This window comes from Pseudomonas sp. XK-1 (assembly GCF_038069885.1).
Taxonomy (GTDB): domain Bacteria; phylum Pseudomonadota; class Gammaproteobacteria; order Pseudomonadales; family Pseudomonadaceae; genus Aquipseudomonas.
Genome location: NZ_JBBPES010000005.1, coordinates 204,448 through 228,977, shown reverse-complemented (window position 1 = coordinate 228,977; position 24,530 = coordinate 204,448). Strand labels below are relative to the sequence as shown.

22 protein-coding genes are annotated in these 24,530 nt (G+C 64.4%); 10 read left to right on the top strand and 12 right to left on the bottom strand.

The genetic code is table 11. The annotated features are described in order from the left end of the window. Window positions 1-66: 66 nt before the first annotated feature. Window positions 67-1,035 (top strand): 2-oxoglutarate and iron-dependent oxygenase domain-containing protein, encoded by a 969-nt coding sequence (locus WMW70_RS14875; protein WP_341438242.1) that lies wholly within the window; start codon window positions 67-69, stop codon window positions 1,033-1,035. 184 nt (window positions 1,036-1,219) lie between these two features. Further along, window positions 1,220-2,167 (top strand): adenosine deaminase, encoded by a 948-nt coding sequence (locus tag WMW70_RS14870; protein ID WP_341438241.1) that lies wholly within the window; start codon window positions 1,220-1,222, stop codon window positions 2,165-2,167. 70 nt (window positions 2,168-2,237) lie between these two features. On the opposite strand, the gene WMW70_RS14865 is transcribed toward WMW70_RS14870, so the two are convergent. From WMW70_RS14865 to WMW70_RS14840, 6 genes are all read right to left on the bottom strand, one after another. After that, window positions 2,238-4,349 (bottom strand): TonB-dependent copper receptor, encoded by a 2,112-nt coding sequence (locus tag WMW70_RS14865; protein WP_341438240.1) that lies wholly within the window; start codon window positions 4,347-4,349, stop codon window positions 2,238-2,240. An 82-nt stretch (window positions 4,350-4,431) separates the two neighbouring features. Then, window positions 4,432-4,797 (bottom strand): DUF2946 domain-containing protein, encoded by a 366-nt coding sequence (locus WMW70_RS14860; RefSeq protein ID WP_341438238.1) that lies wholly within the window; start codon window positions 4,795-4,797, stop codon window positions 4,432-4,434. Window positions 4,798-4,929: 132 nt separating this feature from the next. After that, window positions 4,930-5,412: a copper chaperone PCu(A)C gene (locus WMW70_RS14855; RefSeq protein WP_341438237.1), complete on the bottom strand. Its 483-nt coding sequence runs from the start codon at window positions 5,410-5,412 to the stop codon at window positions 4,930-4,932. A 78-nt stretch (window positions 5,413-5,490) separates the two neighbouring features. Further along, window positions 5,491-6,870, bottom strand: coding sequence for a PepSY domain-containing protein (locus tag WMW70_RS14850; RefSeq protein WP_341438236.1), 1,380 nt, complete (start codon window positions 6,868-6,870; stop codon window positions 5,491-5,493). 89 nt (window positions 6,871-6,959) lie between these two features. Next, a complete protein-coding gene (locus tag WMW70_RS14845) occupies window positions 6,960-7,346 on the bottom strand; it encodes a DUF2946 domain-containing protein (protein ID WP_341438235.1) in 387 nt (128 codons plus the stop codon). A gap of 83 nt (window positions 7,347-7,429) precedes the next feature. Next, entirely contained in the window at window positions 7,430-8,347 is a 918-nt protein-coding gene (locus tag WMW70_RS14840; RefSeq protein WP_341438234.1) for a LysR family transcriptional regulator, read from the bottom strand. A gap of 105 nt (window positions 8,348-8,452) precedes the next feature. Here WMW70_RS14840 and WMW70_RS14835 point away from each other — a divergent pair, with 105 nt between their 5' ends. The 4 genes from WMW70_RS14835 (at window position 8,453) to WMW70_RS14820 (ending at window position 12,064) form a co-directional block, all read left to right on the top strand. Then, complete coding sequence (locus tag WMW70_RS14835) at window positions 8,453-8,746, top strand: putative quinol monooxygenase (protein WP_341438233.1); 294 nt, start codon at window positions 8,453-8,455, stop codon at window positions 8,744-8,746. 11 nt (window positions 8,747-8,757) lie between these two features. Beyond that, window positions 8,758-9,774, top strand: coding sequence for a zinc-binding alcohol dehydrogenase family protein (locus WMW70_RS14830; RefSeq protein WP_341438232.1), 1,017 nt, complete (start codon window positions 8,758-8,760; stop codon window positions 9,772-9,774). 157 nt (window positions 9,775-9,931) lie between these two features. Then, window positions 9,932-11,779 (top strand): PAS domain S-box protein, encoded by a 1,848-nt coding sequence (locus WMW70_RS14825; protein WP_341438231.1) that lies wholly within the window; start codon window positions 9,932-9,934, stop codon window positions 11,777-11,779. Window positions 11,780-11,887: 108 nt separating this feature from the next. Continuing rightward, window positions 11,888-12,064, top strand: coding sequence for a hypothetical protein (locus tag WMW70_RS14820; RefSeq protein WP_341438230.1), 177 nt, complete (start codon window positions 11,888-11,890; stop codon window positions 12,062-12,064). A 131-nt stretch (window positions 12,065-12,195) separates the two neighbouring features. On the opposite strand, the gene WMW70_RS14815 is transcribed toward WMW70_RS14820, so the two are convergent. The 3 genes from WMW70_RS14815 to WMW70_RS14805 all read right to left on the bottom strand — a co-directional run bounded on the left by WMW70_RS14815 (window position 12,196) and on the right by WMW70_RS14805 (window position 17,783). Next, window positions 12,196-13,383 carry a Bcr/CflA family multidrug efflux MFS transporter gene (locus WMW70_RS14815; protein ID WP_341438229.1) on the bottom strand — a complete coding sequence of 396 codons (1,188 nt, stop codon included), beginning with the start codon at window positions 13,381-13,383 and terminating at the stop codon, window positions 12,196-12,198. A gap of 107 nt (window positions 13,384-13,490) precedes the next feature. Next, the gene (locus WMW70_RS14810) at window positions 13,491-16,631 is read right to left on the bottom strand and encodes an efflux RND transporter permease subunit (RefSeq protein ID WP_341438228.1); all 3,141 of its coding nucleotides are present in this window, start codon (window positions 16,629-16,631) and stop codon (window positions 13,491-13,493) included. Window positions 16,632-16,643: 12 nt separating this feature from the next. After that, window positions 16,644-17,783 carry an efflux RND transporter periplasmic adaptor subunit gene (locus WMW70_RS14805; protein WP_341438227.1) on the bottom strand — a complete coding sequence of 380 codons (1,140 nt, stop codon included), beginning with the start codon at window positions 17,781-17,783 and terminating at the stop codon, window positions 16,644-16,646. A gap of 148 nt (window positions 17,784-17,931) precedes the next feature. Here WMW70_RS14805 and WMW70_RS14800 point away from each other — a divergent pair, with 148 nt between their 5' ends. Next, window positions 17,932-18,576, top strand: coding sequence for a TetR family transcriptional regulator (locus tag WMW70_RS14800; protein ID WP_341438226.1), 645 nt, complete (start codon window positions 17,932-17,934; stop codon window positions 18,574-18,576). Here the strand turns inward: WMW70_RS14800 and WMW70_RS14795 are convergent. Continuing rightward, window positions 18,563-18,775: a heavy-metal-associated domain-containing protein gene (locus WMW70_RS14795; protein WP_341438225.1), complete on the bottom strand. Its 213-nt coding sequence runs from the start codon at window positions 18,773-18,775 to the stop codon at window positions 18,563-18,565. The genes WMW70_RS14800 and WMW70_RS14795 overlap by 14 nt on opposite strands. A 149-nt stretch (window positions 18,776-18,924) precedes the next feature. Here WMW70_RS14795 and WMW70_RS14790 point away from each other — a divergent pair, with 149 nt between their 5' ends. After that, window positions 18,925-21,312 (top strand): heavy metal translocating P-type ATPase, encoded by a 2,388-nt coding sequence (locus tag WMW70_RS14790; RefSeq protein ID WP_341438223.1) that lies wholly within the window; start codon window positions 18,925-18,927, stop codon window positions 21,310-21,312. A gap of 147 nt (window positions 21,313-21,459) precedes the next feature. Continuing rightward, complete coding sequence (gene cueR / locus WMW70_RS14785; protein WP_341438222.1) at window positions 21,460-21,858, top strand: Cu(I)-responsive transcriptional regulator; 399 nt, start codon at window positions 21,460-21,462, stop codon at window positions 21,856-21,858. A 64-nt stretch (window positions 21,859-21,922) separates the two neighbouring features. Here cueR and WMW70_RS14780 read toward each other — a convergent pair whose 3' ends face one another. Next, entirely contained in the window at window positions 21,923-22,510 is a 588-nt protein-coding gene (locus WMW70_RS14780) for an HAD family hydrolase (protein WP_341438221.1), read from the bottom strand. Then, window positions 22,507-23,376: an acyl-CoA thioesterase II gene (gene tesB / locus WMW70_RS14775; protein ID WP_341438219.1), complete on the bottom strand. Its 870-nt coding sequence runs from the start codon at window positions 23,374-23,376 to the stop codon at window positions 22,507-22,509. Before tesB ends, WMW70_RS14780 begins: the two co-directional genes overlap by 4 nt. Before the next feature lie 179 nt (window positions 23,377-23,555). Between tesB and WMW70_RS14770 the strand changes: the two genes are divergently transcribed. Further along, complete coding sequence (locus WMW70_RS14770) at window positions 23,556-24,476, top strand: histone deacetylase family protein (protein WP_341438218.1); 921 nt, start codon at window positions 23,556-23,558, stop codon at window positions 24,474-24,476. Window positions 24,477-24,530 lie beyond the last annotated feature (54 nt).

Genomic DNA, 24,530 nt, shown 5'->3' with positions numbered 1-24,530 from the left:
CGGCATCGTCCTTTTTCGCTGCCCTGGGTACGAGAAGACTCGCAGCACGCCCCACCCGGAGCCTCTATGCACAGCCTACCGATTATCGATATCGCCCCGCTTTACTCAGCCGATCCATCCGCCTGGCCGGCCGTGGCCGAACAGATCGACCGCGCTTGCCGCGAATGGGGCTTCTTCTATATCACCGGGCACCCGATCAGCCCGGCGCGCATTGCCGAGCTGCTGAGCGCCGCCAAGGCCTTCTTCGCCCTGCCGGCCGCAGAAAAGCTCAAGATCGACATCACCCAGACCGCCCATCACCGTGGCTACGGCGCGATTGCCACCGAACAGCTGGACCCGAGCAAGCCCAGCGACCTCAAGGAAACCTTCGACATGGGTTTCCATATGCCCGCCGATCATCCTGAGGTACTGGCTGATAAGCCGCTGCGCGGCTCAAATCGGCATCCACAGCTGCCCGGTTGGGAAGAGCTGATGGAGCAGCACTACCGCGATATGCAGGCGCTGGCGCAGACCCTGCTGCGCGCCATGACCCTGGCCCTGGATATCGACCGCGACTTCTTCGACAGCCGCTTCCATGAACCGATCAGCGTGCTGCGCATGATCCACTACCCACCGCGCCACACCGCCAGCAGTGCCGACCAGCAGGGTGCCGGGGCGCACACCGATTACGGTTGCATCACCCTGCTCTACCAGGACGACGCCGGTGGCCTGCAGGTGCGCCACCGCGATGGCCAGTGGATCGATGCGCCGCCGATTGCCGGCAGCTTTGTGGTGAATATCGGCGACATGCTGGCGCGCTGGAGCAACGACCGCTACACCTCGACCCCGCATCGGGTGATCAGCCCACTGGGGGTGGATCGCTACTCCATGCCGTTCTTCGCCGAACCGCACCCGGACACCGAAATCAGCTGCCTGCCCAACTGCTCGGACGCCGCCAATCCACCCAAGTACCCGAGCGTGACCAGTGCCGAGTACCTGCTGTCGCGCTTTGCCGACACCTATGCGTATCGGCGCGAAGTACAGGCCGACGCATAACACCGTCAGGCGTAGGGTGGATCGGGGCGCGTAGCTGACGCTTTTTTCATCCACCACCTGTGGCACCGCGCCGCCCGCCTGGTGGACATAAAAAGCGATGTCCACCCTACGCAGACTGATTCGGCGAAATCCTGTCCTTACGGTTAAACTTTGTCGCGACCATGCCTGATAACGAGACCTGACCATGTACGACTGGCTCAATGCCTTGCCCAAGGCCGAACTGCACCTGCACCTGGAAGGCTCGCTGGAGCCCGAGCTGCTATTCGCCCTGGCCGAGCGCAACAAGATCGCCCTGCCCTGGAACGACGTCGAAGCGCTGCGCGGTGCCTACGCGTTCAACAACCTGCAGGAGTTTCTCGACCTGTATTACGCCGGTGCCGATGTGCTGCGCACCGAGCAGGATTTCTACGACCTGACCTGGGCCTACCTGCAAAAGTGCAAGGCGCAGAACGTGATCCACACCGAACCGTTCTTCGATCCGCAGACCCACACCGACCGTGGCATTCCCTTCGAGGTGGTGCTGCGCGGCATCAAGCAGGCCCTGGTCGATGGCGAGAAGCAGCTGGGCATCAGCCATGGCCTGATCCTGAGTTTTCTGCGCCATCTACCCGAAGAAGCCGCTTTCGACACGCTGAAACAGGCCATGCCATTTCGCGATGCCTTTATCGCCGTCGGCCTGGACAGCTCGGAGATGGGCCACCCGCCCAGCAAGTTCCAGCGGGTGTTCGACAAGGCGCGCAGCGAAGGCCTGCTGACCGTCGCCCACGCGGGTGAAGAAGGCCCGCCCGAATACATCTGGGAAGCGCTAGACCTGCTCAAGATCGAGCGCATCGACCACGGTGTGCGCGCCATCGAAGACGAGCGACTGATGCAGCGCATTATCGACGAGCAGATCCCGCTGACCGTCTGCCCACTGTCGAATACCAAGCTCTGCGTGTTCGACGATATGCGCCAGCACAACATCCTGCAGATGCTCGAACGCGGGGTGAAGGTGACGGTGAATTCGGACGACCCGGCCTACTTCGGCGGTTACGTCACCGAAAACTTCGTCGCCCTGCACGACAGCCTGGGCATGACCCGGGAACAGGCCCAGCGCCTGGCGCAGAACAGCCTGGATGCAAGGCTGGTCTAAGGCGGCCGCAATACCGTAGGAGCGGGCCATGCCCGCGAAGCCCGCTCCTACGCAAACGCTGTTGGCCGGATCAGAAGCTGAAATCCAGCTTGGTCCACAGCGTACGCCCCGGCTCGTTAAAGGCCTGCGGATCGTCCATGGCGAAGCCGAAGCCGGCATTGCCGGCCAGGTTCAGGTGTTCGCTGTAGGCCCTGTCGAACAGGTTGTCGATGCCGGCGCTGACCTTCACTTCCGGGCTCAGGCGGTAGGCGGCATTAAGCGAGAACACGGCAAAGCCGCTGCTGCTGTCGAAGTCCTTGCCGACCACGTTGCCCTTGCCCTCGTCCACCCGGTTCTGCGCAGCCACCACGCGCCAGAGGGCCCCGGCGCTCCAGTCACTCTGCTCATAGGCCAGGCCGAAGCGCGCCTCCAGCGGCGGGGTCTGCGCCAGCGGGCGGTCATCGGAGCTGTTCTTGCCCCAGGCGTAGGCCAGGCTGGCATCGGTTTTCCAGTTGCTGTCCAGGCGATAGCTCAGGCCCAGCTCGCCGCCCATGATGCGCGCATCGATATTGCTGGCCTGCGAACGCACATGCCCCGGCATGATCCCCGGGCCATAGCTGAACAGGATGTAATCACGCACCTGGCCGGCATAGGCCGAGGCCCAGGCTTCGAGCTTTTTGCCGCTGTAGTTGATGCCCAGGTCCAGCTGGGTGGTTTTTTCCGGGTCGAGGCTCTGCATCGGCTGGACGAAACCAATCGGCCCAGGGCTGGCGGAGAACAGCTCCCAGTAATCGGGGAAGCGCTGGGTATGGCCGAGGCCGGCATACCAGGTAGCCGGCAGGCGCAACAGGTCGTGCTCGTAACGCAGAAAGCCGCTGGGCAGGGTGTCGCTGCGGGTTTGCTCGGCGGTCGGATTGGCGCGCAGGGTCGTGCCGCTGCCGAGGGTCTGCCGGTAGTCCTTGACCGAGGCGCGGTCCAGCCTCGCACCAGCGACCCAACGCTCCCGCTTGCTGAGCTGCCAGGTCAGCTCACCGAATAGCCCGTAATTGTGGAAGACGGCATCCTTGTCCCAACGGAACTGGTCATAGTCGCTGTAGGCCTGGGTCAGCATATTGAAGCTGGAGGCGCGCTTGCGGTGCTCGTTACGCTGGGCATCGACCCCAGCCTTGAGTTCAAACGCCTGCCAATCCCAGGTGCCGACCAGGCGACCACCCAGGGTGCGGTGGTCGACGTTGCTGGCCATGGGGTTGCGCATCATCACCATCACGTCCTGCGGGTTGGGGCTGCGCAGGCTGAAGTTGTCCATCACGTGGTCGGCGTAGTTGTAATACACCTGCCCTTCCAGGCCGCGGAACACCTCACCGAGGTTGTCCAGGCGCACGCGCAGACCGAGGCTTTCGCGCAGGAACTGGCTGCCGTCCATGCTCCGCCCGGCATAGCGGGCTTCGCCATCGCCACGGCCGGCGCTGAGTTCGATCAGGGTGTCGTCATTGGGTGTCCAGCCGAGCAGCACATCGCCGTTCCACTTTTCCCAGCGCGACGGCACCGTATCGCCATTACCGTCCCTGTAATCATCGGCTTGAGCTGTGTTGCCGAGCACCCGTATATAACCCTGGCTGCCGCCGGCCGTGGCGTCCAGACGGCGGTCGAAGCGGCCATTGGAGCCGACCAGCACGCTGCCATCGACACGCCCGCCCAGCTCGTTGAAGCGCGGTGTGTCGCGCTCGAAGAGGATGGTCGCCGCCGAGGCCCCCGGCCCCCACAGCACGGTCTGCGGCCCCTTGATCACGGTCAGGCGGTCGAAGTTTTCCGGCGACAGGTAGGACGTCGGCGCGTCCATGCGATTGGGGCAGGCCCCCAGCAGCAGGCCGCCATCGCTGAGGATATTCAGACGCGAACCGAACATGCCACGGAACAGCGGATCGCCATTGGTGCCGCCGCTGCGGATGGCATTGAAGCCGGGAATGGTCTTCAGGTAGTCCGCACCATCGGCAGCGGGCACCGGCTGGCGCGGTTGCTTGGGATCGGTGACCACGGTGACCGGCGAACTCTGCACGACCCAGGTGACCACCAGGGGCGGCAGCTCCAGCAGCGACGGCTCAGGCACTTGCTCGGCCTGCGCCTGCGCAGCCCAGAGCAGGCTGATACAGAGAGGGGCCAGACGAAAAGGTACGGCGCTGATCAATAGCGAACGAGTAGACATGCTTATTCCAGAATCGAGACAAAACCAGGGAATGGCCAGTGCCGCTCAGGCGGCAGTGACACAGGCAACAGGGCGATAAGACTCAGGAATAAACAGGTGGGGCGCGGCTGCGTGAACCGGGGAAAATGGCCGAGCGGGCCACCCCGCTGCGCACCGGCGCAGCATGCCGATCCGCAGATACAGTCGCGGCCAGCGCCAGCGTCGGGCTGGCACAAGCGGTGGCCGGGCTGCTCAGCAGCAAGGTGCAATAGCCGCACTTGGCCCATAGCGCTTCATGGTCCAGTTTTTGGCTGTCTGTGTGCTCGCCACAGGCCAGCTCGGTCAGCCAGGCCGGTTCGGCAGGCTGACTGAGTTGTGCCCCTAACGGCCCGACGCTGAGCAACAGCATGGCCAACAGGGCCAGCCAGCTCGCGCGGTAGTGGGCTGTAAGGGAGCGGTTGCGGGGCATCACGACAACTCAAAAATACTGTGGCGAGTATGGCCAAAGGCCTGGGCAGCACGGCTGATGCAAATCAATGGCAGCGACCTTCAATGGGTAACAGCAACCCCGCTGCAACTCAGCGGGATTGCATGACGCTGATTAGTGCCCGTGCCCTTCGCCCTGGGCCGGCTCGGCCACTGGCGCATCCTTCTGCACCGCCACCTCCACCTCGACCGCACCGGCCTTCTCGAAGGTCAGGGTCAGCGGAAAACGCTCGCCGTCCTTGGCCTGCTGCTGCAGGTTGAACAGCATCACGTGGTAACCCATGGGGGCAAACTGCACTTCGCCGCCGGCGGGAATCGCCACGCTCTGCACCTGCTGCATCTTCATCACACCATCGGCGTGAATATGCTCATGCAGCTCGGCCTTGCCGGCATGCGGGGTGCTGACGCTGAGCAGGCGATCGTCCTCGGCACCCTTGTTGTGCACCACGAAATAGGCCGCAGCCGTGGGTGCCACGGCCGGCATTTGCCGCGACCAGGGGTGCTCGATGTGCAGCTCGCCGACGCTGTAGTCATGGGCGCTGGCAAACAGGCTCGGGCTCAGCAGTGCGGCGATCAGCAGGGTCTTCTTCAGCAACATGGTGTTCTCCTGTAGAGGACTGACAGTCCAGATGTATGTGGTAAGGCGAAGCATTGACGCGGGCCGGGCCCGCGCCGGTTATTCCATTCCGGCGTTAGCCAGGCGCTGCCAGGGCAGACGCGACAGCAACCCGTCCAGCGCCCAGATCAGCAGCAGGGACGCCCCCACCAGCGGGAAGACGGCACCGAGCAGGCCGATGATGACGATGGCGGTCTTCCAGCGCGGCAGGTCGTGACGCAGCGGCGGTACGCCGAACTTGCCGGCCGGGCGACGTTGCCACCACATGATCAGGCCACTGACCGCGCTAAGCAGAATCAGCAGGCAGACCAGCAGCATCAGCAGCTGATTGGCCAGGCCGAACAGCTTGCCTTCGTGCAACTTCACCCCGGTCTCCACGGTTCTCGCCACGGGGCCGTAATCCTGCCAGCGCACATCGGCCAATACCGCACCGCTGTATTGATCCAGGTGCAGGGTCGCGTCGTTACGTGGGTCATCAGCGAACAAGGCCACGCTGTACACCCCGGTTTCGCCTTTCGGCAGGGTGATGCTGTAACCCCGCTGCACGCCGCGCGCGCGGGCGGTGTCGACCACCTGTTGCAGGCTGACCTGGGGCGCGGCACTTGGCACGGTGCTGGTGGCATGGCCCTTATGCGCAGCATGGGGATCGGAAGCCGGCAGCGGCGTGGTTTCCACCGCCCAGGCCACGGTCTGCCGGCTGCTGTTGTTCAGGCTGCCGGTGAGCGTGCCGGACTGCGGCACCTCATCCCACATAGCCGCGGGGAAGTGGTTCCAGGCCCCGGCAAACTGCGCGCCCCAGAAGCCGGTCCAGGTCATCCCGGTCAGCAGCATGAACAGCAGCAGCAGCGAGCCCCAGAAGCCGGTTACCGCATGCAGGTCGCGCCACAGCAGTCGGCCACCGGCACTCAATCGAGGCCAGAGCACGCCCGCGCCGGAGCGCCCGCGTGGCCACCACAGGTACAGGCCGGAGACCACCAGGACGATGCCCCAGCCGGCGGCCAGCTCGATCAGGCGGTCGCCCAGGGTGCCGATCATCAAATCGCCGTGTAGCTGGCGGGCAATGGCCTGCAGGTTGTAACTGGCATCCTGGCTGCCAAGCAGCAGGCCACGGTAGGGGTCGACAAACAGACTCAGGCCCTGCCCGCCCTGCTCGACGACGAACTGCGCGCTGCGGCCCTCGGTCAGCGGTGGCAGGTATTGCCTAATCGCAGCCTCGGGATAGGCCTGTTGCACCAGGGCCAGTTGCTGGTCCGCCGAGATCGCCTGCTCGGCAGGCGTCACCTGCAGCAGCTCGGCATACAGCAACTGATCGAGCTGCGGCTTGAACAGGTAGATGATCCCGGTCAGCGACAGCAGGATCAGAAACGGAATCACGAACAGCCCGGCATAGAAATGCCAGCGCCAGGCAAGGTTGTAGAAAGAGCGCGCAGGTTGGCTCATAAGTCGACTCCAATAGCTTGCATATACCGGCCCCGCGCAGGCTAGCGGGCGCGGCAACGGCAGGAATATCCGGGCGGAATGCCGGATGGCTATGGAATAAACGGGGACGCGCGGGGGTTGGCCGAAGGCCAGAGATAGCGGACAGGTCGCGGGGTGAAGAAGAAAGTCAGCAGTGGCGCGCGACTGGGAGCAAGCAGCCCCAGCAGGCCAAAAAACGCCGCCAGGATGATGGCGCTGAAGGTGGAACTCAGCGAACAACCTGAGCCAGTGGCAGGATTGGCCGCGACAACACCGGAGCCATCCAGATCCGCGCCTGCACCGAAGTTACCCTCGAAGGAGCAATACTGGCTGCTCAGCCCGCTGAGCTGCAGGCCGGCCATCTGCCCATGGCCGATACTGCAGGCGAACGCACTGAACAGCACGCTGAAATACAGCATCCAGGCCAGCAGGCGACGGTCAGTACGGGTCAATTTCATGGGCGCGACTCTAGCATTGCTCCGGGACGCATGTGAGGCAGCAGCACTGCGATGGATTGCCGCAGCGCGCTGGCGGGGCAATCTTAGTTCGGCCAGGGTGCATCCGCCAATAACTCCGCACAGCGTCCCTGGACAAACTCACGCAGCAACAACACTGGCTTACTCAGTTGCGCGCGGTGCGCGCAGATCAGGTTAAGCGGTGTCGGCTCACCGCGTAGCTCGGGTAGCAGCACCCGGAGCCGTCCGGCGCGCACATCACCGGCCACATCCAGCCAGGATTTGTACACCAGGCCGGCACCACTCACCGCCCAACGGCGCACCACATCGGCGTCATCACTGACCCGGTCGCCTTTGACGCTGATGCCCTGCTCGCGCTTGCCATCGCTGAAACGCCAGCGGTCATGCAGCCGTCCGCCGAGCATATAGAGCAGGCAGTTGTGCTCGGCCAGTTCATCCACCGCTTGCGGCGCGCCATGCTTGTGCAGGTACTGCGGCGCGGCGCACAGTACACGGCGATTCAGCGCCGCCACGGGCAAGGCGACCAGGCTGGAGTCCTCCGGTGCGCCATAGCGTAGGGCGATGTCCACTGGCTCGCGAAACAGATCGGTCACGCGGTCGCCCAGCAGCAGGCGCAACTGCACCTGTGGGTGCGCCTGCTGAAATTCATCCAGCCAGGGCAGCAAAGTATTGCGGCCAAAGTCCGAAGGCGCGGACAACTGCAATGGCCCGCTGATGCCGACCTTGCTGCCAGCCAATTGCTGCCGACCGTCATCCAGGTTCTGCAAGGCCAGACGCGCATGACCCAGAAACAGCTCGCCCTCAGGCGTTAACCGCAGGCTGCGGGTGGAGCGGCTGAACAAGCGTACCTGCAGTTGCAGCTCCAGGCGTTTAAGCCCGGCACTGGCCACCGCCGGGGAAATATCCAGACGCCGCGCCGCCGCCGATAGATTGCCCAGATCGGCGGTGGTGACAAACAACTGCAAATCATCAAAACGCAGCATGGCGGCTCATTATCAAAAAAATATTGAAAGAGACTCTAGTAGCCGACGGTTTTTCTCGTCAATCAAATAACCGAGCATGGCCTCCTCTTGAACCGGAGCCCAGCCATGTCGAGCCCACTCACCCTGATCGCCACTATCACCGCCCGCCCTGGCCAAGCCGAGGCGGTTGAAGCCGGCCTGCGCCAACTGGTGCCGCCGAGCCAGGCCGAAGCCGGTTGCCTGCAGTACAACCTGCACCGCCATCAGGAGCAGCCCAGCCGCTTCATCATGATCGAGCAATGGCAGGACGCCGCCGCCCTTAGCGCGCACCAGCAGACCGCACATTTTCTGCACTTCGGCGAAACCTGCGGCAGCCTGCTGGAGCAGGTCGATCATCAACTGATGCAACGCATTCTTTAAGGAGCGCCCCCATGAAAGCTGTCGCCTATTACCAATCCCTGCCCGTCGACCACGCCGAGGCCCTGCAGGATGTCGAACTGCCTGCGCCCACGCCAGGCCCGCGCGATCTGCTGGTCGAGGTCAAGGCCATTTCGGTCAACCCGGTGGACACCAAGATCCGCCGCAACGTCGCCCCAACAGACGGTGCCGCCAAGGTGCTGGGCTGGGATGCCAGCGGCATCGTCAAGGCGGTGGGCAGCGAGGTCAGCCTGTTCCAGGCCGGCGACCGGGTGTATTACGCCGGGGCGATCAACCGCGCCGGGGCCAACAGTGAGCTGCATGTGGTGGATGAGCGCATCGTCGGGCATATGCCAGCAACGCTGGGGTTTGCCGAAGCTGCCGCCCTGCCGCTGACCGCGATCACCGCCTGGGAATTGCTGTTCGAGCGCCTGCAAATCACCCAGGGCAACACCGACCTGGGCCAGAGCCTGCTGATCGTCGGTGCCGCCGGTGGGGTCGGTTCGATTCTGGTGCAGCTGGCACGTCAGCTCACCGGCCTGACCGTGATCGGCACAGCATCCCGCCCCGAGACCCAAGCCTGGGTTCTCCAGCTGGGCGCACACCATGTGATCGACCATCGCCAGCCGCTGAGTGAAGAGCTGAAACGTATCGGTATCGATCAGGTCACCCACGTCGCCAGCCTGACCCAGACCGATCAGCACTTCGCGCAACTGGTCGAAGCCCTCGTCCCACAGGGCCGCCTGGCGCTGATCGACGACCCGGAGCAACCACTGGACATCATGCAGCTCAAGCGCAAAAGCCTGTCATTGCACTGGGAGTTGATGTTTACCCGCTCGCTGTTCGAGACCGCAGACATGATTGAACAGCATCGCCTGCTGCAGCGGGTTGCCGAACTGGTGGATGCCGGCACCCTGAAGACCACCCTCGGCGAGCATTTCGGTAGCATCAACGCAGCCAACCTGCGCCGCGCGCATACTCTGCTGGAGAGTGGCACAGCCAAGGGCAAGATCGTCCTCGAAGGGTTCTAAAAGCCTCAAGCAAAGCTGGCGCGTACATCGCGCGCCGGACAGCTTTTTTACTGCATGTGCGGCATTCGGCGATGGGCCAGCTAGAATCAGTGCATTGCCTCTTTAATCCGGCAGACCCACTTCATTCTTCGACCTATTTAGCCATTGGCGGTAATGGATGCGACCCGATCTTCACGGTCCACTGCGTCTGGCCGGCGTATACAGCCTGTTCAGCAGCCTATGGATATTTGGCAGCGATAACCTGCTGCAGGCAATGGTCAAGGACGGCGAGCTGGCGGCCAACCTGCAGACCGCCAAGGGCATGCTGTTTATTCTGCTCAGCACCCTGTTGATCTTCGTTGTCAGCTACCGCGACCGCCGCGCTCAACGGCACCTGCTCGAAGAGCTGACCCACAGCACCAGCCTGCTGCAGCAGACGCAACGTCATGCCGGCCTCGGCAGCTGGGAATACGGCACCTGCTTCATCTGGACCCCGGAAGCCCTGGCCCTGCTCGGCCACGCCCAGGATGAGGAACTCGACAACCGCCAGTGCAGCCTGGAGCGCCTGCTCAGCTGGCTGCACCCGGCCGATCGCCCCGCAGCGCAACGCGCCCTGCAGGCCCTGCTGCTCGAGCGCAAACCCATGACCCTCAGCGCCCGCCCGTATCAGCCACACAAGCTGCAGGCCACCTGGTTGCTGCTGCACGGTGAAGTCAACGAACAGGACCGCATCATCGGTACGGTGCAGGACATCAGCAGCCAGAAACGCGACGAAAGCGCCCTGCGCGAGAGCGAACAGCGCTTTCGCCAGCTGTTCGAACAGACGCCGCGTATCGCCGTGCAGGGCTACGACCGCGAGCGCCGGGTGATCTACTGGAACCAGGCCAGCACCCAGCTGTATGGCTACAGCCTGCAGGAGGCCATCGGCAAGCGCCTGGAAGACCTGATCATCCCGCCCACCTCGCGTACCCAGGTGGCTGCCGCCATCCAGAGCTGGCTGCTCGGCGGCCCCGCCATTCCCGCCGCGGAGCTGCGCCTGCAACGCAAGGACGGCAGCCAGGTGTGGGTCTATTCCAGCCACTCGATGTTGCGCAATAGCCGCGACCAGCTGGAGCTGTACTGCATCGATATCGACCTCAGCGAACAGAAGCAGGTCTACGGCGAACTGCTGGCCAGCGAAGAGCGCTTTCGCGAGCTGGTCGAGCAGCTGAGCGATGTGATCTTCCTCGCCGATGCCCACGGCCACCTGACCTTCCATAACCCGGCCTGGGAAAAGCTCAGCGGTTATCTTAGCGATGAAAGCCTGGGCCGCCCGCTGACCCAGTTTCTCGATGACGAGGACGGCCGAAAACTGGCCAAACAGATCAGTGCTCTGGCCAGGGGCGAGGAAACCAGCCTGCGCAGCGAGTACCGCCTACTGACCCGCAATGGGCAAATGCGCCGGATCGAACTGCAGCTCAGCCGCAGCCAGCCGGACAACAGCCTGCGCGGCTTTCTGCGCGACATCCATGAGCGCTTCCAGACCCAGGAGCTGCAAAACGCGCGCAATGCGGTACTCGATGAACTGCTGGCGCGCCTCCCGCTGCCGCATATTCTCGACAATATCAGCCGTCGGCTGCAGGGCCTCAACCCGCATATGCTGGTGTCGATCATGCTGCTGGACCCGCAACAACGCCTGCATCTGGGAGCCGCACCCAGTCTGCCGGAGAGCTACTGCAAGGCCATCGACGGCCTGCAGGCGGCACCGGAAGTAGGCTCCTGCGGACATGCGGCCTGCAACGGCGACCTGGTGATTGCCGAAGACCTCAGCCAGCACCCCTTCTGGCGCGACTTCCGCGAGCTGACCAGCGCCGCCGGCCTGCGCGCCTGCTGGTCGCTGCCGTTCAAGGATGACAGCAACAGGGTGCTGGGCACCTTCGGCATCTACTACCACCACTGCGCCAGCCCGAGTGCCGAGGATATTGCCCTGGTCACCGAGTTCACCCGCCTGGCCGGCCTGGCCGTGCAGCAGCAGCGCAATTACTGAGCACAGTATCGGACCAACGGCAGGCCGCCGGGCAGACAATTGATGCAGGTCAGAGAACATTCATATTCGCCGACTAAACTGGGGTTCCCCTTAGCGGAGAATGCGCCCATGAAGCTTGTGATACAGCCGGTAAACCAGCCCCAGGGCTGTTGGCAGGTACGCCTCGATCAGCACCGCGTGACCTTTCGCAACGAAGCCGAGGCCCGTCAGTTCGTCGCCACCCTGCAGGCGCGCCTGCAAGCCCCCCATAGCCTGCCCCGGGAGCGGCAGCGTATCGCCAGCTAACAGCGTGCAATGGGTAGGCGGGGCCGTGCGCACCGTCTTAGGGTCTGTTGCCGTTGAGCGCAGCGAAGCCCAACAGGCAGTGACATGTGTGGCTGGGCTTTATCGCCTGGCTACTCAAAAGAACATCGCCTTTACCCAGCCGAACTGGCGCGCCGTTCGGCCCAACGGGTAAGTCGCGAGAACAGCACGGCCAGCAGGCCGCAACCGAAGATCACCACGGCCACAGGCCAGGCGCTGCCGTCATGGAGCAGCGCGACCATGGCCGCCGCACTGGCGGCAATCACGAACTGCAGGCTGCCGAGTAACGCCGAGGCGCTGCCGGCGTGGCTGCCCTGCCCGGCCATGGCGCAGGCCGAGGCATTGGGCAGCAGGATGCCTAGGCTGGCGATGCAGGCGAACAGAGGGATCAGCAGGGGCCAGAGCATCTGCGGCCTGGCGTTTGCCACCAGCACCAGCACCAGGGCCGCGCCCAGGTAGAACCATACGGTAATGCGCAGCCAGTAGCCCGGACCGTGACGGGCCACCAGCCAGGCATTGAGCTGCGCCACCAGGATAAAGCCCAGGGCATTGCTGCCGAACAGCCAGCCGTAGTGTTCGGCCGGCACGCCGTAGAGTTCGATAAAGACGAAGGGCGAGCCGGCGATATAGGCGAACATCCCGGCGATGGCGAATCCGCCGGTCAGGGCATAACCGAGAAACGGCCAGTCGCCGAATAACCGGCGATACTCGCCCAGGGCCCCGCGCAACGGCGCGGGCGGCGCATCCTTGGCCAGGGTTTCCGGCAGCCACAGGGCCACGGCCAGCAGGCACAGGGTGCCGAACAGGGCCAGGCAGATAAAGATCGACGGCCAGCCCAGGGTGCTCAGCAGCAAGCCACCTGCCAGCGGCGCGAGGATCGGGGCCAGCCCCATCACCAGCATCAGCTGGGAAAACGCCTTGGCCGAATTGATCGGGTCGCACAGGTCGCGCACCACCGCCCGCGACACCACCATGCCGGCGCAGCCGCCCAGGGCCTGGACGAAACGCGCGCCGATCAGCCACTCCAGGCTCGGAGCCAGGGCGCAGGCCAGGGACGCCAGACTGAACAGCAGCACCCCGGCCAGCAGCGGCTTGCGTCGGCCAAAACGATCGGCCAGGGGCCCATAGATCAGCTGGCCGATGGCCAGCCCGGCAAAGTAGGCCGACAGCGACAGCTGCACATGCTCGACATCGGTGGCGAACACCCGCGCCAGGGTGGGGAAACTCGGCAGATAGAAATCGATGGCCAGAGGCCCGAAGGCGCTCAGCGCGCCAAGGATCAACAGAATACGTAACGGCATGGATGTCCAGCACAGATTGGCCAAGGCCATTGATTGATCGGGGGTCGCCCATTGACCGCAGGCCATGGGAACGCCGTAGCCCGGACCAGGTCCGGGCTAGGGTCTGACTATTGCGGTGGTTCCACCAGCGCCTCGGCCGTCTTGCGCCCCTTGCCGAGCTTCGAAGCCAGCGACTCAACCAGCAGGTAGAACATCGGGATCAGGAACACCGCCAGCACCGTGGCTGCCAGCATGCCGCCGAGCACCCCGGTACCAATCGAGTGGCGGCTGGCGGAACCAGCCCCCGTGCTGGTGACCAGCGGCATGACGCCGAGCACGAAAGCCAGCGAGGTCATGATGATCGGCCGGAAGCGCAGGCGCGAAGCCTCCAGCGCCGACTCGAAGATGCTCATGCCCTGCTGCCGGCAGAGCACGGCGAACTCGACAATCAGGATGGCGTTCTTCGCCGCCAGACCGATCAGGGTGACCAGGCCAACCTGGAAGTACAGGTCGTTCTCGATGCCGCGCAGCCACACCGCGACAATCGCCCCGAACACCGCGAAGGGCACCGCGGTGACCACCGCCAATGGCAGGGTCCAGCGCTCGTACTGGGCGGCGAGGATCAGGAACACCAGAATCAGGCCGAAGATGAAGGCGCTGCTGCCTGAGCCTTGAGTGGCCACTTCCTGGTAGGCCGAGCCAGTCCAGCCGATGCTGTAGTCGCTGCCCAGCACCTCGCTGGCCACCTCCTGCACCGCCGCCAGGGCCTGCCCGGAGCTGTAGCCGGGTGCCGGTCCGCCGAGGATCTTCGCCGAAGGGTAGACGTTGAAACGCGCGTAGCTGTCCGGCCCCAGGATGCGTTTGACCTTGACCAGGCTCGACAACGAGATCAGCTCACCGCTGGCCGAGCGCACATAGACCTGGGACAGGTCTTCCGGCTTGCTGCGAAACTCCGCCTCGGCCTGCAGGCTGACCTGGAAGGTGCGGCCATAGAGGCTGAAGTCGTTGACGTAGTAGCTGCCGAAGGTCGCCTGCATGGCGGTGAACACATCGTTGACCGGCACGCCCAGGGCGCGCGCCTTGGTCCGGTCCAGATCGATAAAGTACTGCGGCACGTTGGCGCTGAAGGTGCTCTGCACCCCGCCCAGCTCCGGACGCTGGTTCACCGCGGCGAGAAAGGCCTGAACCTTGGCCGCCAACTGCTCGGTGGTGCCGCCGCTACGGTCCTGGATATAGCCCTCGAAACCGCCGGTGGTGCTCATGCCGGTGATAGGCGGCGGGTTGAAGCTCAGCACCACGCCATCCTTCTGCGCCGCGCCCATGCCCATAAAGGTGCCGGTCAGATTACGTGCATCCAGCTCGGGGGTGGTGCGCTCGCTCCAGTCCTTCAGCGGCACGAACGACACTCCGGCATTGCTGCGCGTGCCGAAGGTCAGAATGTCGAAACCGGCGAAGGTCACCACATCCTGTACCGCCGGGTGCTGCATCAGCTGCTGGGTCACATCGCTGGTCAGGGTTTCGGTACGGGTCAGCGAGGCCGCTGGCGGCAGGAAGTAGGCGTTGATCACATAGCCCTGGTCCTCACTGGGTACCAGGGAACTGGGGACTCGGTTGAACAACACCAGGGTCAGAGCAATCATCAGACCGAACAGCGCCAAGCCCACCAGCGAGCGTTTGAGGAAGAAGCGCACGCCAGCGGTATAGCCCGCGGTCAGGCGATCGAACACGCGGTTGAAGGCGAGGAACGGCGCAGCCGGTTCATGCTGGCCCGGTTTGAGCAGCACCGCGCAGAGCGCCGGGCTCAGGGTCAGGGCCACCAGGCTGGAGATTGCCACCGAGACGGCGATGGTGATGGCGAACTGTTTGTACATTTCCCCGGCCAGGCCGCCGAGGAAGCCCACCGGAATAAATACCGCGCAGAGCACCAGGCTGGTGGCGATGATGGGGCCGGTGACCTCCTCCATGGCCTTGATGGTCGCCTCGCGCGGGGCGAGCTTATCGCTGTGCATCGAGCGCTCGACGTTCTCTATCACCACGATGGCATCGTCCACCACGATGCCGATGGCCAGCACCATGCCGAACAGGGTCAGCAGGTTGATGGAAAAGCCCAGCAGGTACATGCCGGCGAAAGTGCCAACCAGCGACACCGGGATGGCCAGCAGTGGGATCAGCGTGGCACGCCAGTTCTGCAGGAAGATAAACACCACCAGCACCACCAGCACCAGGGCTTCGAAGAAGGTCTTGATCACCTCCTCGATCGACACCCGGACGAATTTGGTGGTGTCGTAAGGCACGCTGTAGGTCATGCCGCTGGGGAAGTTCTTTGACAGCCGCGCCAGCGTGGTGCTGACCGCCTCGGCGGTGTCCAGAGCATTCGCCCCGGGCTGCAGGTACACGCCGAAGGCAGCGTTCTGCTGGCCGTTGAGCGAGGTCATCAGCGAGTAGTCCTGGGCCCCCAGCTCGATCCGCGCGACATCCTTGAGCAGCAGGCTGGCACCGGTTTCATCGGTACGCAGAATCACGTTCTCGAATTCTTTCGGGTCGGTAAAGCGGCCCTGGGTGGTCACCGTGTAGGTGAAGTCCTGCTCCTGTTTGAGCGGTTGCTGGCCGAAGCTGCCGGCGGCGAACTGGGAGTTCTGCTCGCGAATCGCGTTGACCACATCGGTGGGCGTCAGGTTGTACTGCGCCAGTTTGTCCGGGCGCAGCCAGATGCGCATGGAGTAATCCTTGGAGCCGAACTGGCTGACATCGCCGACCCCAGGCAGGCGCTTGAGTTCGTCGATCACGTTGATCAGCGCGTAGTTGCTGATATACACCGGGTCGCGCGAGCCGTCCGGAGAGTACAGGGTGACCACCTGGAGGATGTCCGAGGATTTCTTCTGCACCTTGACGCCCTGCCGGCGCACCTCTTCCGGCAACTTGGCCAGGGCCGCCTGGACCCTGTTGTTGACGTCAATGGTGGCCTGATCGGGGTCGGTACCCACCTCGAAATACACCGACAGGCTCATGACGTTGCCGCCGGAGTTGGACTGCTGGTAGATCATGCCCTGCACGCCGTTGATCGACTGCTCAAGGGGCGCGGCCACGGTTTCGGCGATCACCTGGGCGCTGGCACCGGCATAGCTGGCGCTGACCGACACCTGCGGTGGCAGTATCTGCGGGTACTGGGCAATCGGCAGCGCACGCATGGCCAGCAGGCCAGCCAGCACGATGACGATGGAAATGACCGCGGCGAATACCGGGCGGTCGATAAAGAAGCGTGAGATCACCGGGGACGCTCCTTAGGACTGGCTGGCGGCGGGGGCGACAACTTTTACCGGGCTGTCCGGACGAACCTTGGGCAGGCCCTCGACTATCACCCGCTCACCGGCGCTGATGCCGGAGATGATGACCCAGCGGCCCTTGGCCGTGTGCCCGGTGGTGACCTGACGCATCCGCGCCACGCCCCCCTCATCCACCACATAAACGAAGGTGCCGCCCGGCCCTTGAGCGATGGCGCGCTCCGGCAAGGTCATGGCGTTGGGCATGCTCAGGCCCTTGACCTGCACCCGCACGAACTGCCCCGGCAGCAGCGTCTGCTCGGGGTTGGGCACCACGGCGCGGGCGCTGACAGTGCCGGTGCCGCGGTCGACCAGGCTGTCGGTAAAGTTCACCTTGCCCTCCAGCGGGTAGCTGCTGCCGTCGCCCAGAGTGATCTGCACCCGCATCAGGCCGTCCTCCGGTAGCACCAGGCTGCCGTTCTGCAGGCCGCTGCGCACGCTTTCCACATCGGAGTCCGGGGCGGCGAAGTTGACGTAGATGGGGTCGAGCTGGGTGATATTGCTCAGCAGGCTGGCGTTCGGGTCACCGGCCACCATCAGGCTGCCTTCGGACACGGTTTCCTTGCTGGTGATCCCGGAAATCGGCGCTTTCACCGTGGTGTAGTCGAGGTCGATCTGCTTGGACTGCACCTCGGCCTCGGCGGCCTGGATATTGGCCTTGCTCTGCTCGAAGTTGGAGATGGCGTTGTCCAGTTCGCTCTCGCTGGCAAAGCCCTTCTTCTGCAGCTCGCGGATGCGCTTGAGGTCGCGCTCGGTCTGCCGGTAGCGCGCCTGCTCCTGGGCCAGTGCGCCCTTGGCGCGGCTCAGTGCGGCCTGGTAGGTGCGCGGATCGATACGGAACATCACCTGGCCCTGCTTGACCTGGCTGCCTTCAAGATAGGTGCGTTCCTGCAGGATGCCGCTGACCTGGGCACGCACCTGAACCTCGCGGTAACCGGCGGTCCGCGCTGAATATTCGAATTCAAGGGGCAGCGCCTCGACCTTGACGGTCTCCACCAGCACCTCGGGTGCAGGCGGCGCATCGGCGGCCTGCAACGCCGACGCGAGGGAGGCGAACAGCAAAGCCCCGAGGGTAGCGGGGAAATGACGGGGAAAAAGCATGAGTGTCTCCGGGGCAAAGCGGGGCGCTTCATTTGAGACCGGCAATGCTAGTTACATACACAAGTGTTTGTAAATAGAACATTACCCCTAACTTCATTACACTTTGTGCACCAACGCCTTGAGCCTAGCCAGAAATCAGCCAGCCGCCATGCGCCGAACCAAAGCAGAAGCCGAGAAAACCCGTTGCGCCATTCTGGCGGCCGCCGAGACCCTGTTTCTGGAAAAAGGCGTGGCCCACACCAGCCTGGAACATATCGCCCGCCACGCCGGGGTGACCCGCGGCGCGGTGTATTGGCACTTTGCCAACAAGGCCGATCTGTTCAATGCCATGCTCGGCCAGGTGCGCCTGCCGCCCGAGCAGCTGGCCGAACGCATGCGCGGCTGCCCCGAGCACGACCCACTACTGACCCTGCGCGAGCTGTGCATCGAGGCCATCGAAAATCTCGCCCGCTCGCCACAGAAGCGGCGCATCTTCACCATCCTGCTGCGCCGCTGCGAATTCACCGAAGAACTGCGCGAGGCCGAAGAGCGCCACGAGGCCTTTATCAACCGGTTTATCGAACTCTGCGAGCAGCAATTCAGTGCCCCGGCCGTCGCCCCGCGCCTGCACCCTGGGCTAAGCCCGCGCCTGGCTGCGCGGGCAGTGCATGCATTAATTGTTGGCCTGTTTCACGACTGGCTACGCGACCCCAATCTGTTCGACCCGCTCAACGACACCGCACCGATGGTCGATGCCTGCTTTCGCGGGCTGATCCGCGACTGGCCAGACACTGCAGTGCTTACGCCAGGCTGACGCCGTAGCCCTGCTCGACGATTGCGACCATCAGTTGGTCCACCGGCATGCTGCTGCTCACCCGTACTTCGCCGCCGGGAAACTTCACCTTCACATCAGCCGCCGGGTCGCAGGCCAGCAGCGCCTCGGTGATGGTCTTGACGCAATGCTGACAGGTCATGCCGTCGACCCGGAATGTGTGAACCTGAGATACCTGCATAAACAACCTCCTGAATAAATAAGCCGCCATGATAAACGGGTCGTTGCAGTGTTGGTCTTGCCATAAGCGTATGGTCAAGCGATAAAAGGGCTTGACCTTGCCAACATGGAAAGGTTGATCCTGTGCTGGAACTCAATGGAGGCCCCCCCATGTCCAGCCTTACTACCTTCGATCTGCCGATCAGCGGCATGACCTGCGCCAGTTGTGCCGGACGCGTCGAACGCGCCCTGGCCAAGGTGGCCGAGGTCGGCACGGTCAGCGTCAATCTGGCCAGCGAGCAGGCGCGCATCCAGGCACCGGCCGACAGCCTGGAACGCCTGGTGCACGCCGTCGAAAGCGCCGGCTACCAGGTACCCAGCACACGCCTGGAACTGGCCCTCGGCGGCATGACCTGCGCCAGCTGCGCCGGACGCATTGAACGCGCCCTGGCCAAACAGCCGGGCGTGCTGTCGGTCAGCGTCAACCTGGCCAGCGAGCGCGCGCAAGTGCAGATCGTTCGCGGTCTCGACCCACAAACCCTGCTGAGTGCGGTGCAGCAGGCCGGCTATAGCGCCAGCCTGGTAGACGCCGAGCGCCCCGCACAGGCCGGGGCCGAGCGCCTGCTGCAACGGGAGCGCTGGGCGCTGGGCCTGGCCATGCTATTGACCCTGCCGCTGGTCATCCCCATGCTCGCCGCCCCCTTCGGCCTGCACTGGATGCTGCCAGCCTGGCTGCAATTCGCCCTGGCCACCCCGGTACAATTCGTCTTCGGCGCACGCTTCTACCGCGCCGCCTGGAGCGCCCTGCGCGCCCGTGCCGGAAATATGGATCAGCTGGTGGCCATCGGCACCAGCGCCGCCTACGGCCTGAGCCTCTATCAATGGGCGATAAGCCCGTCCGGCAGCATGCCCCATCTGTATTTCGAAGCCTCGGCGGTGATCATTACCCTGATCCTGCTCGGCAAATACCTCGAAAGCCGCGCCAAGCGCCAGACCAGCAGCGCCATCCGCGCCCTGCAGGCGCTGCGCCCGGAACGCGCCCTGCGCCTGCAGAATGGTGTCGAGCAGTGGGTGGCGCTGGGCGAGTTGCAACTGGGCGACGCCATAGTGGTCAAGCCCGGCGAGCGCTTTCCGGTGGACGGACGGGTAACCCAAGGCCAGAGCCATGCTGACGAGGCGCTGATCAGCGGCGAGAGCCTGCCACAGCCCAAGCAGCCGGGAGACAGCGTCACCGCTGGGGCGATCAACGGCGAAGGTCGCCTGCTGGTGGAAACCACCGCCCTCGGCGCGGAAACCGTACTGGCGCGGATCATCCGCCTGGTCGAGGACGCCCAGGCCGCGAAGGCTCCGATCCAGAAGCTGGTGGACAAGGTCAGCCAGGTGTTCGTCCCGGCGGTGCTGCTGATCGCCCTGGCGACCCTGCTCGGCTGGCTGCTGGCAGGCGCAGGTATCGAAACCGCGCTACTCAATGCCGTGGCCGTGCTGGTGATCGCCTGCCCCTGCGCCCTGGGCCTGGCCACCCCCACCGCGATCATGGCCGGGACCGGCGTGGCGGCGCGCCACGGCATCCTGATCAAGGACGCCGAAGCCCTGGAAATCGCTCACTCGGTCAATCTGGTGGCCTTCGACAAGACCGGCACCCTGACCTCGGGCGCACCGCGCATCGCCCATATGAAGGCTGTCGACGGCGACACCGCGAGCCTGCTGCAACTGGCCGGTGCCCTGCAACGCGGCAGCGAACACTCGCTGGCCAAGGCAGTGCTGGATGCCTGCACCCAGCAACAGCTGGAACTGGCCGATGTCACCGAAAGCAAGGCCCTGGCCGGCCGCGGCATCGCCGGACGGATAGGCGAGCGGCAACTGGCCCTGGGCAACAAGCGCCTGCTCGACGAGCAGCAGCTGCACAATGAGGCGCTGGCCGCAGACGCCCAGGCCTGGGAAGCCGAAGGCCGTACCCTATCCTGGCTGCTGGAGCTGGCACCGCAACCGCGGGTGCTGGGCCTGTTTGCCTTTGGCGACACCCTGAAAGAAGGCGCAGGCGAAGCCATCGCCGCGCTGAACGCCCAGGGCATCGCCAGCCACCTGATCAGCGGCGACAACCAGGGCAGCGTCCAGGCCGTGGCCCAGACCCTGGGCATCACGGCGGCCCATGCCGAAGTGCTGCCGGCAGACAAGGCGGCGATCATCGCTGAGCTGAAGAAAGACGCGGTGGTGGCCATGGTCGGCGACGGCATCAACGACGCCCCGGCCCTGGCCGCCGCCGATGTTGGCATCGCCATGGGCAGCGGCACCGATGTGGCCATGCACGCCGCCGGCATCACCCTGATGCGCGGCGACCCGCGTCTGGTGGCCGACGCCCTGGATATCAGCCGACGCACCTACAACAAGATCCGCCAGAACCTGTTCTGGGCCTTCGCCTATAACCTGGTCGGCATCCCCCTGGCGGCCGCCGGCCTGCTCAACCCGATGCTTGCCGGCGCGGCCATGGCGCTGTCCAGCGTCAGCGTGGTGAGCAATGCCTTGCTGCTGAAAACCTGGAAGCCCACCGAGCGCTCATAACCCTATTCGCGGCCATGGGAATGGGCGTCCCCGCCGCTCCTACACGATTGCGGATTAACCCGCACCTCCTCTGTAGGAGCGGCGGGGACGCCTAGTCCATACCCGCGATCACGATTTCACGGACAGACCGAAAATTGGGAGGCAACCATGAATATCGGCCAAGCCGCCAAGCAAACCGGCCTTAGCGCCAAGATGATCCGCTACTACGAGAGCATCGACCTGCTACCCGCCGCCGGCCGCACCGACAGCGGCTACCGCCAGTACAGCCCGCAGGATCTGCATCGCCTGGCCTTTATCAAACGCTCGCGCGATCTGGGCTTTTCTCTGGCCGAAGTCAGCCAGCTGCTGGCCCTGTGGCAGGACCGCCAGCGCGCCAGCGCCGACGTCAAGGCCCTGGCCGCCGGGCATATCGCCGAACTGGAGCGCAAGATCGAGGAACTCAGCGGCCTGCGCGACACCCTCAAGGAGTTGATGGACAACTGCCAGGGCAACGACCGCCCGGACTGCCCGATCCTCAAGGATCTGGAGTCCGGCTGCTGTCATTGAAAAGCCACACGTAGGGTGCGCTGCGCGCACCACAACAATTGCCAGACGGTGCGCACGGCGCACCCTACAAGGCGCGCTGCAACGCCCGGCAATCCACGGCGAAATGATCGGCCAGCTCCGGCCAGGGGTTTTCCGCCAGATTGACCAGCACGCTGCGCGCCCCGGCGGCGCGGGCGCACTCCAGGTCGAAGCGGTAATCACCAACCATCACCAGCTCGCTAGGTGCCACCTGCCAGGCCTGGGCGAAATGCAGCAGGCCGCCGGGATCGGGCTTGGGCGGTGCCTCATCGCGGCCGATCACATCCGGCACGGCAAAGCAGTCATCCAGACCGATGGCGCGCAGGGTCAGCAACGCCAGCTCATGGGCGTTGCGGGTGAGAATGCCGAGGCGACAACCCCGGCCGTGCAGCTCGCGCACCAGTTCAATCGCACCAGGGGCGGGCTCGGCGGCCAGCGCCAGTTCACGTTCATGCTCCAGCAGCCAGGCGTGTTTGGCTGCGGCCACCGCCTCGGGCAGCACGGCCAGATGGCCGAGGATGTCGTCCTCCAGAGGAATATCCAGCGCTCGCTTGATCGCCTCGAAGTCGTGCACCGCCAGGGTCAGGGTGCCATCCATATCGAACACCCAGTGCTTCGCACTGCTCAGGCTCACTTCCAGTCCTCACGCACGCGAGTCAGCCCCTCTTGGGCGACGGAGGCGACCAGCTGGCCCCGGCGATTGAAGATACTGCCGCGGGAGAAACCGCGAGCATTGCCGGCCCAGGGGCTGTCCATGCTGTACAGCAGCCAGTCGTCCATACGCAGGTTGCCGTGGAACCACAGCGAGTGGTCGAGGCTGGCGACCTGCATAAACTTCTGGAACACCGACACGCCATGGGGTTGCATCGAGGTGGTCAACAGGTTGAAGTCACTGGCATAGGCCAACAGCAGCTTGTGCAGCTGGGGCTCGTCCGGCAGTTCACCGGCGGCGCGGAACCACACATGCTTGACCGGTTCACAGGGCTTGGGCGCAAAGGGATTGATCAGCGTCACCGGACGGATTTCGATGGGTTTGTCGCTGGTGGCACGCTCACGCATGCGCTCGGGAATCATCGCCGCAACCAGGCGCGCCAGCTCGGTTTCCGACTTCAGCTCTTCCGGCCCCGGCACTTCCGGCATCGGGTTCTGGTGATGAAAGCCTTCTTCATCGAACTGGAAGGAGGCGCTGCAGGTAAAGATTGGCTTGCCCTTCTGAATCGCCGTCACCCGCCGGGTGCTGAAACTGCCGCCATCGCGCACCCGGTCGACCTGATAGACCACCGGCAGCGTGGCATCACCCGGACGCAGAAAGTAGCCGTGCATGGAATGCACATGGCGCGCCGTATCCACCGTCTGGCTGGCCGCCGAGACACACTGGCCCAGCACCTGGCCGCCATACAACTGGCGAAAGCCGAGGTCCTGGCTGACGCCGCGGAATAGATTTTCTTCGATGGTTTCCAGGGTCAGCAGGGCGACCAACTCATTCAACACCTGACTCATGCATGCTCTCCTGTAAACGCACTGGGGGCGAGATGGTAAAGCCTTTACCAAGGCTTGTCGGCCCGACTGAAAGATGGATGCGGACAATAATGGCAGCATTCTAGCCAATAGACCGCTGGACTTGAGCCTAAGCAGAGCCTGCGGCCATACTTCGGCCACTTCCGCCCGAGCCCACTGCCATGCGCCTGCCGCTGGTCTATCACGACGATTACAGCCCGCCCTTCCCGGCCAGCCACCGCTTCCCCATGGAGAAGTTCCGCCTGCTGCGTGACCACATCGTCGCCAGCGGCCTGAGCACCGATGCCGAACTGCTGCGCCCCGACCTCTGCCCAGCGGATGTACTCGCCCTGGCCCACTGCCCGGCCTATATCCAGCGCTTTGCCAGCGGCGAGCTGGCCTATGAAGAGCAGCGCCGCCTCGGCCTACCCTGGAGCGCCGCCCTGGCGCAGCGCACCATTCGCGCCGTGGGTGGCTCGCTGCTGGCGGCCGAGCAGGCGCTGCAGCACGGCCTGACGTGCCATCTGGCAGGCGGCACTCACCATGCGCATTACGATCATCCGGCCGGTTTCTGCATCTTCAATGACCTGGCGGTGATCAGTCAGTATCTGCTGGCAAGCGGCAAGGCCCAGCGCGTGCTGATCTTCGACTGCGACGTGCATCAGGGCGATGGCACCGCGCGCCTGCTGGAAAACACCCCGGAGGCGATCACCGTCTCCCTGCACTGCGAAAACAATTACCCGGCACGCAAGGCGCTCAGCGACTGGGATATTCCCCTGCCCAAGGGCATGGGTGACGCCGAGTATCTCAAGGTGGTGGATGACTGCCTCAACTACCTGCTGCCGCTGTACCAGCCGGATATCCTGCTCTACGACGCCGGCGTCGATGTGCACCAGCACGATGCCCTCGGCTATCTCAACCTGACCGACGCCGGCATCGCTGCCCGTGACGAAGCCGTGCTCAACCACTGCCTGAGCCGCGATATCCCGGTGGTCGGGCTGATCGGCGGCGGCTACGACAAGGACCGCATGGCCCTGGCCAGGCGTCACGGCATACTGCATCACAGCGCGGCCAAGGTCTGGCAGGCGCGCGGGCTGGGATAAAGGCTAACGTAGTGCATTCGACCATCACCACTGAGCCTGGGATGGCCTAATCCC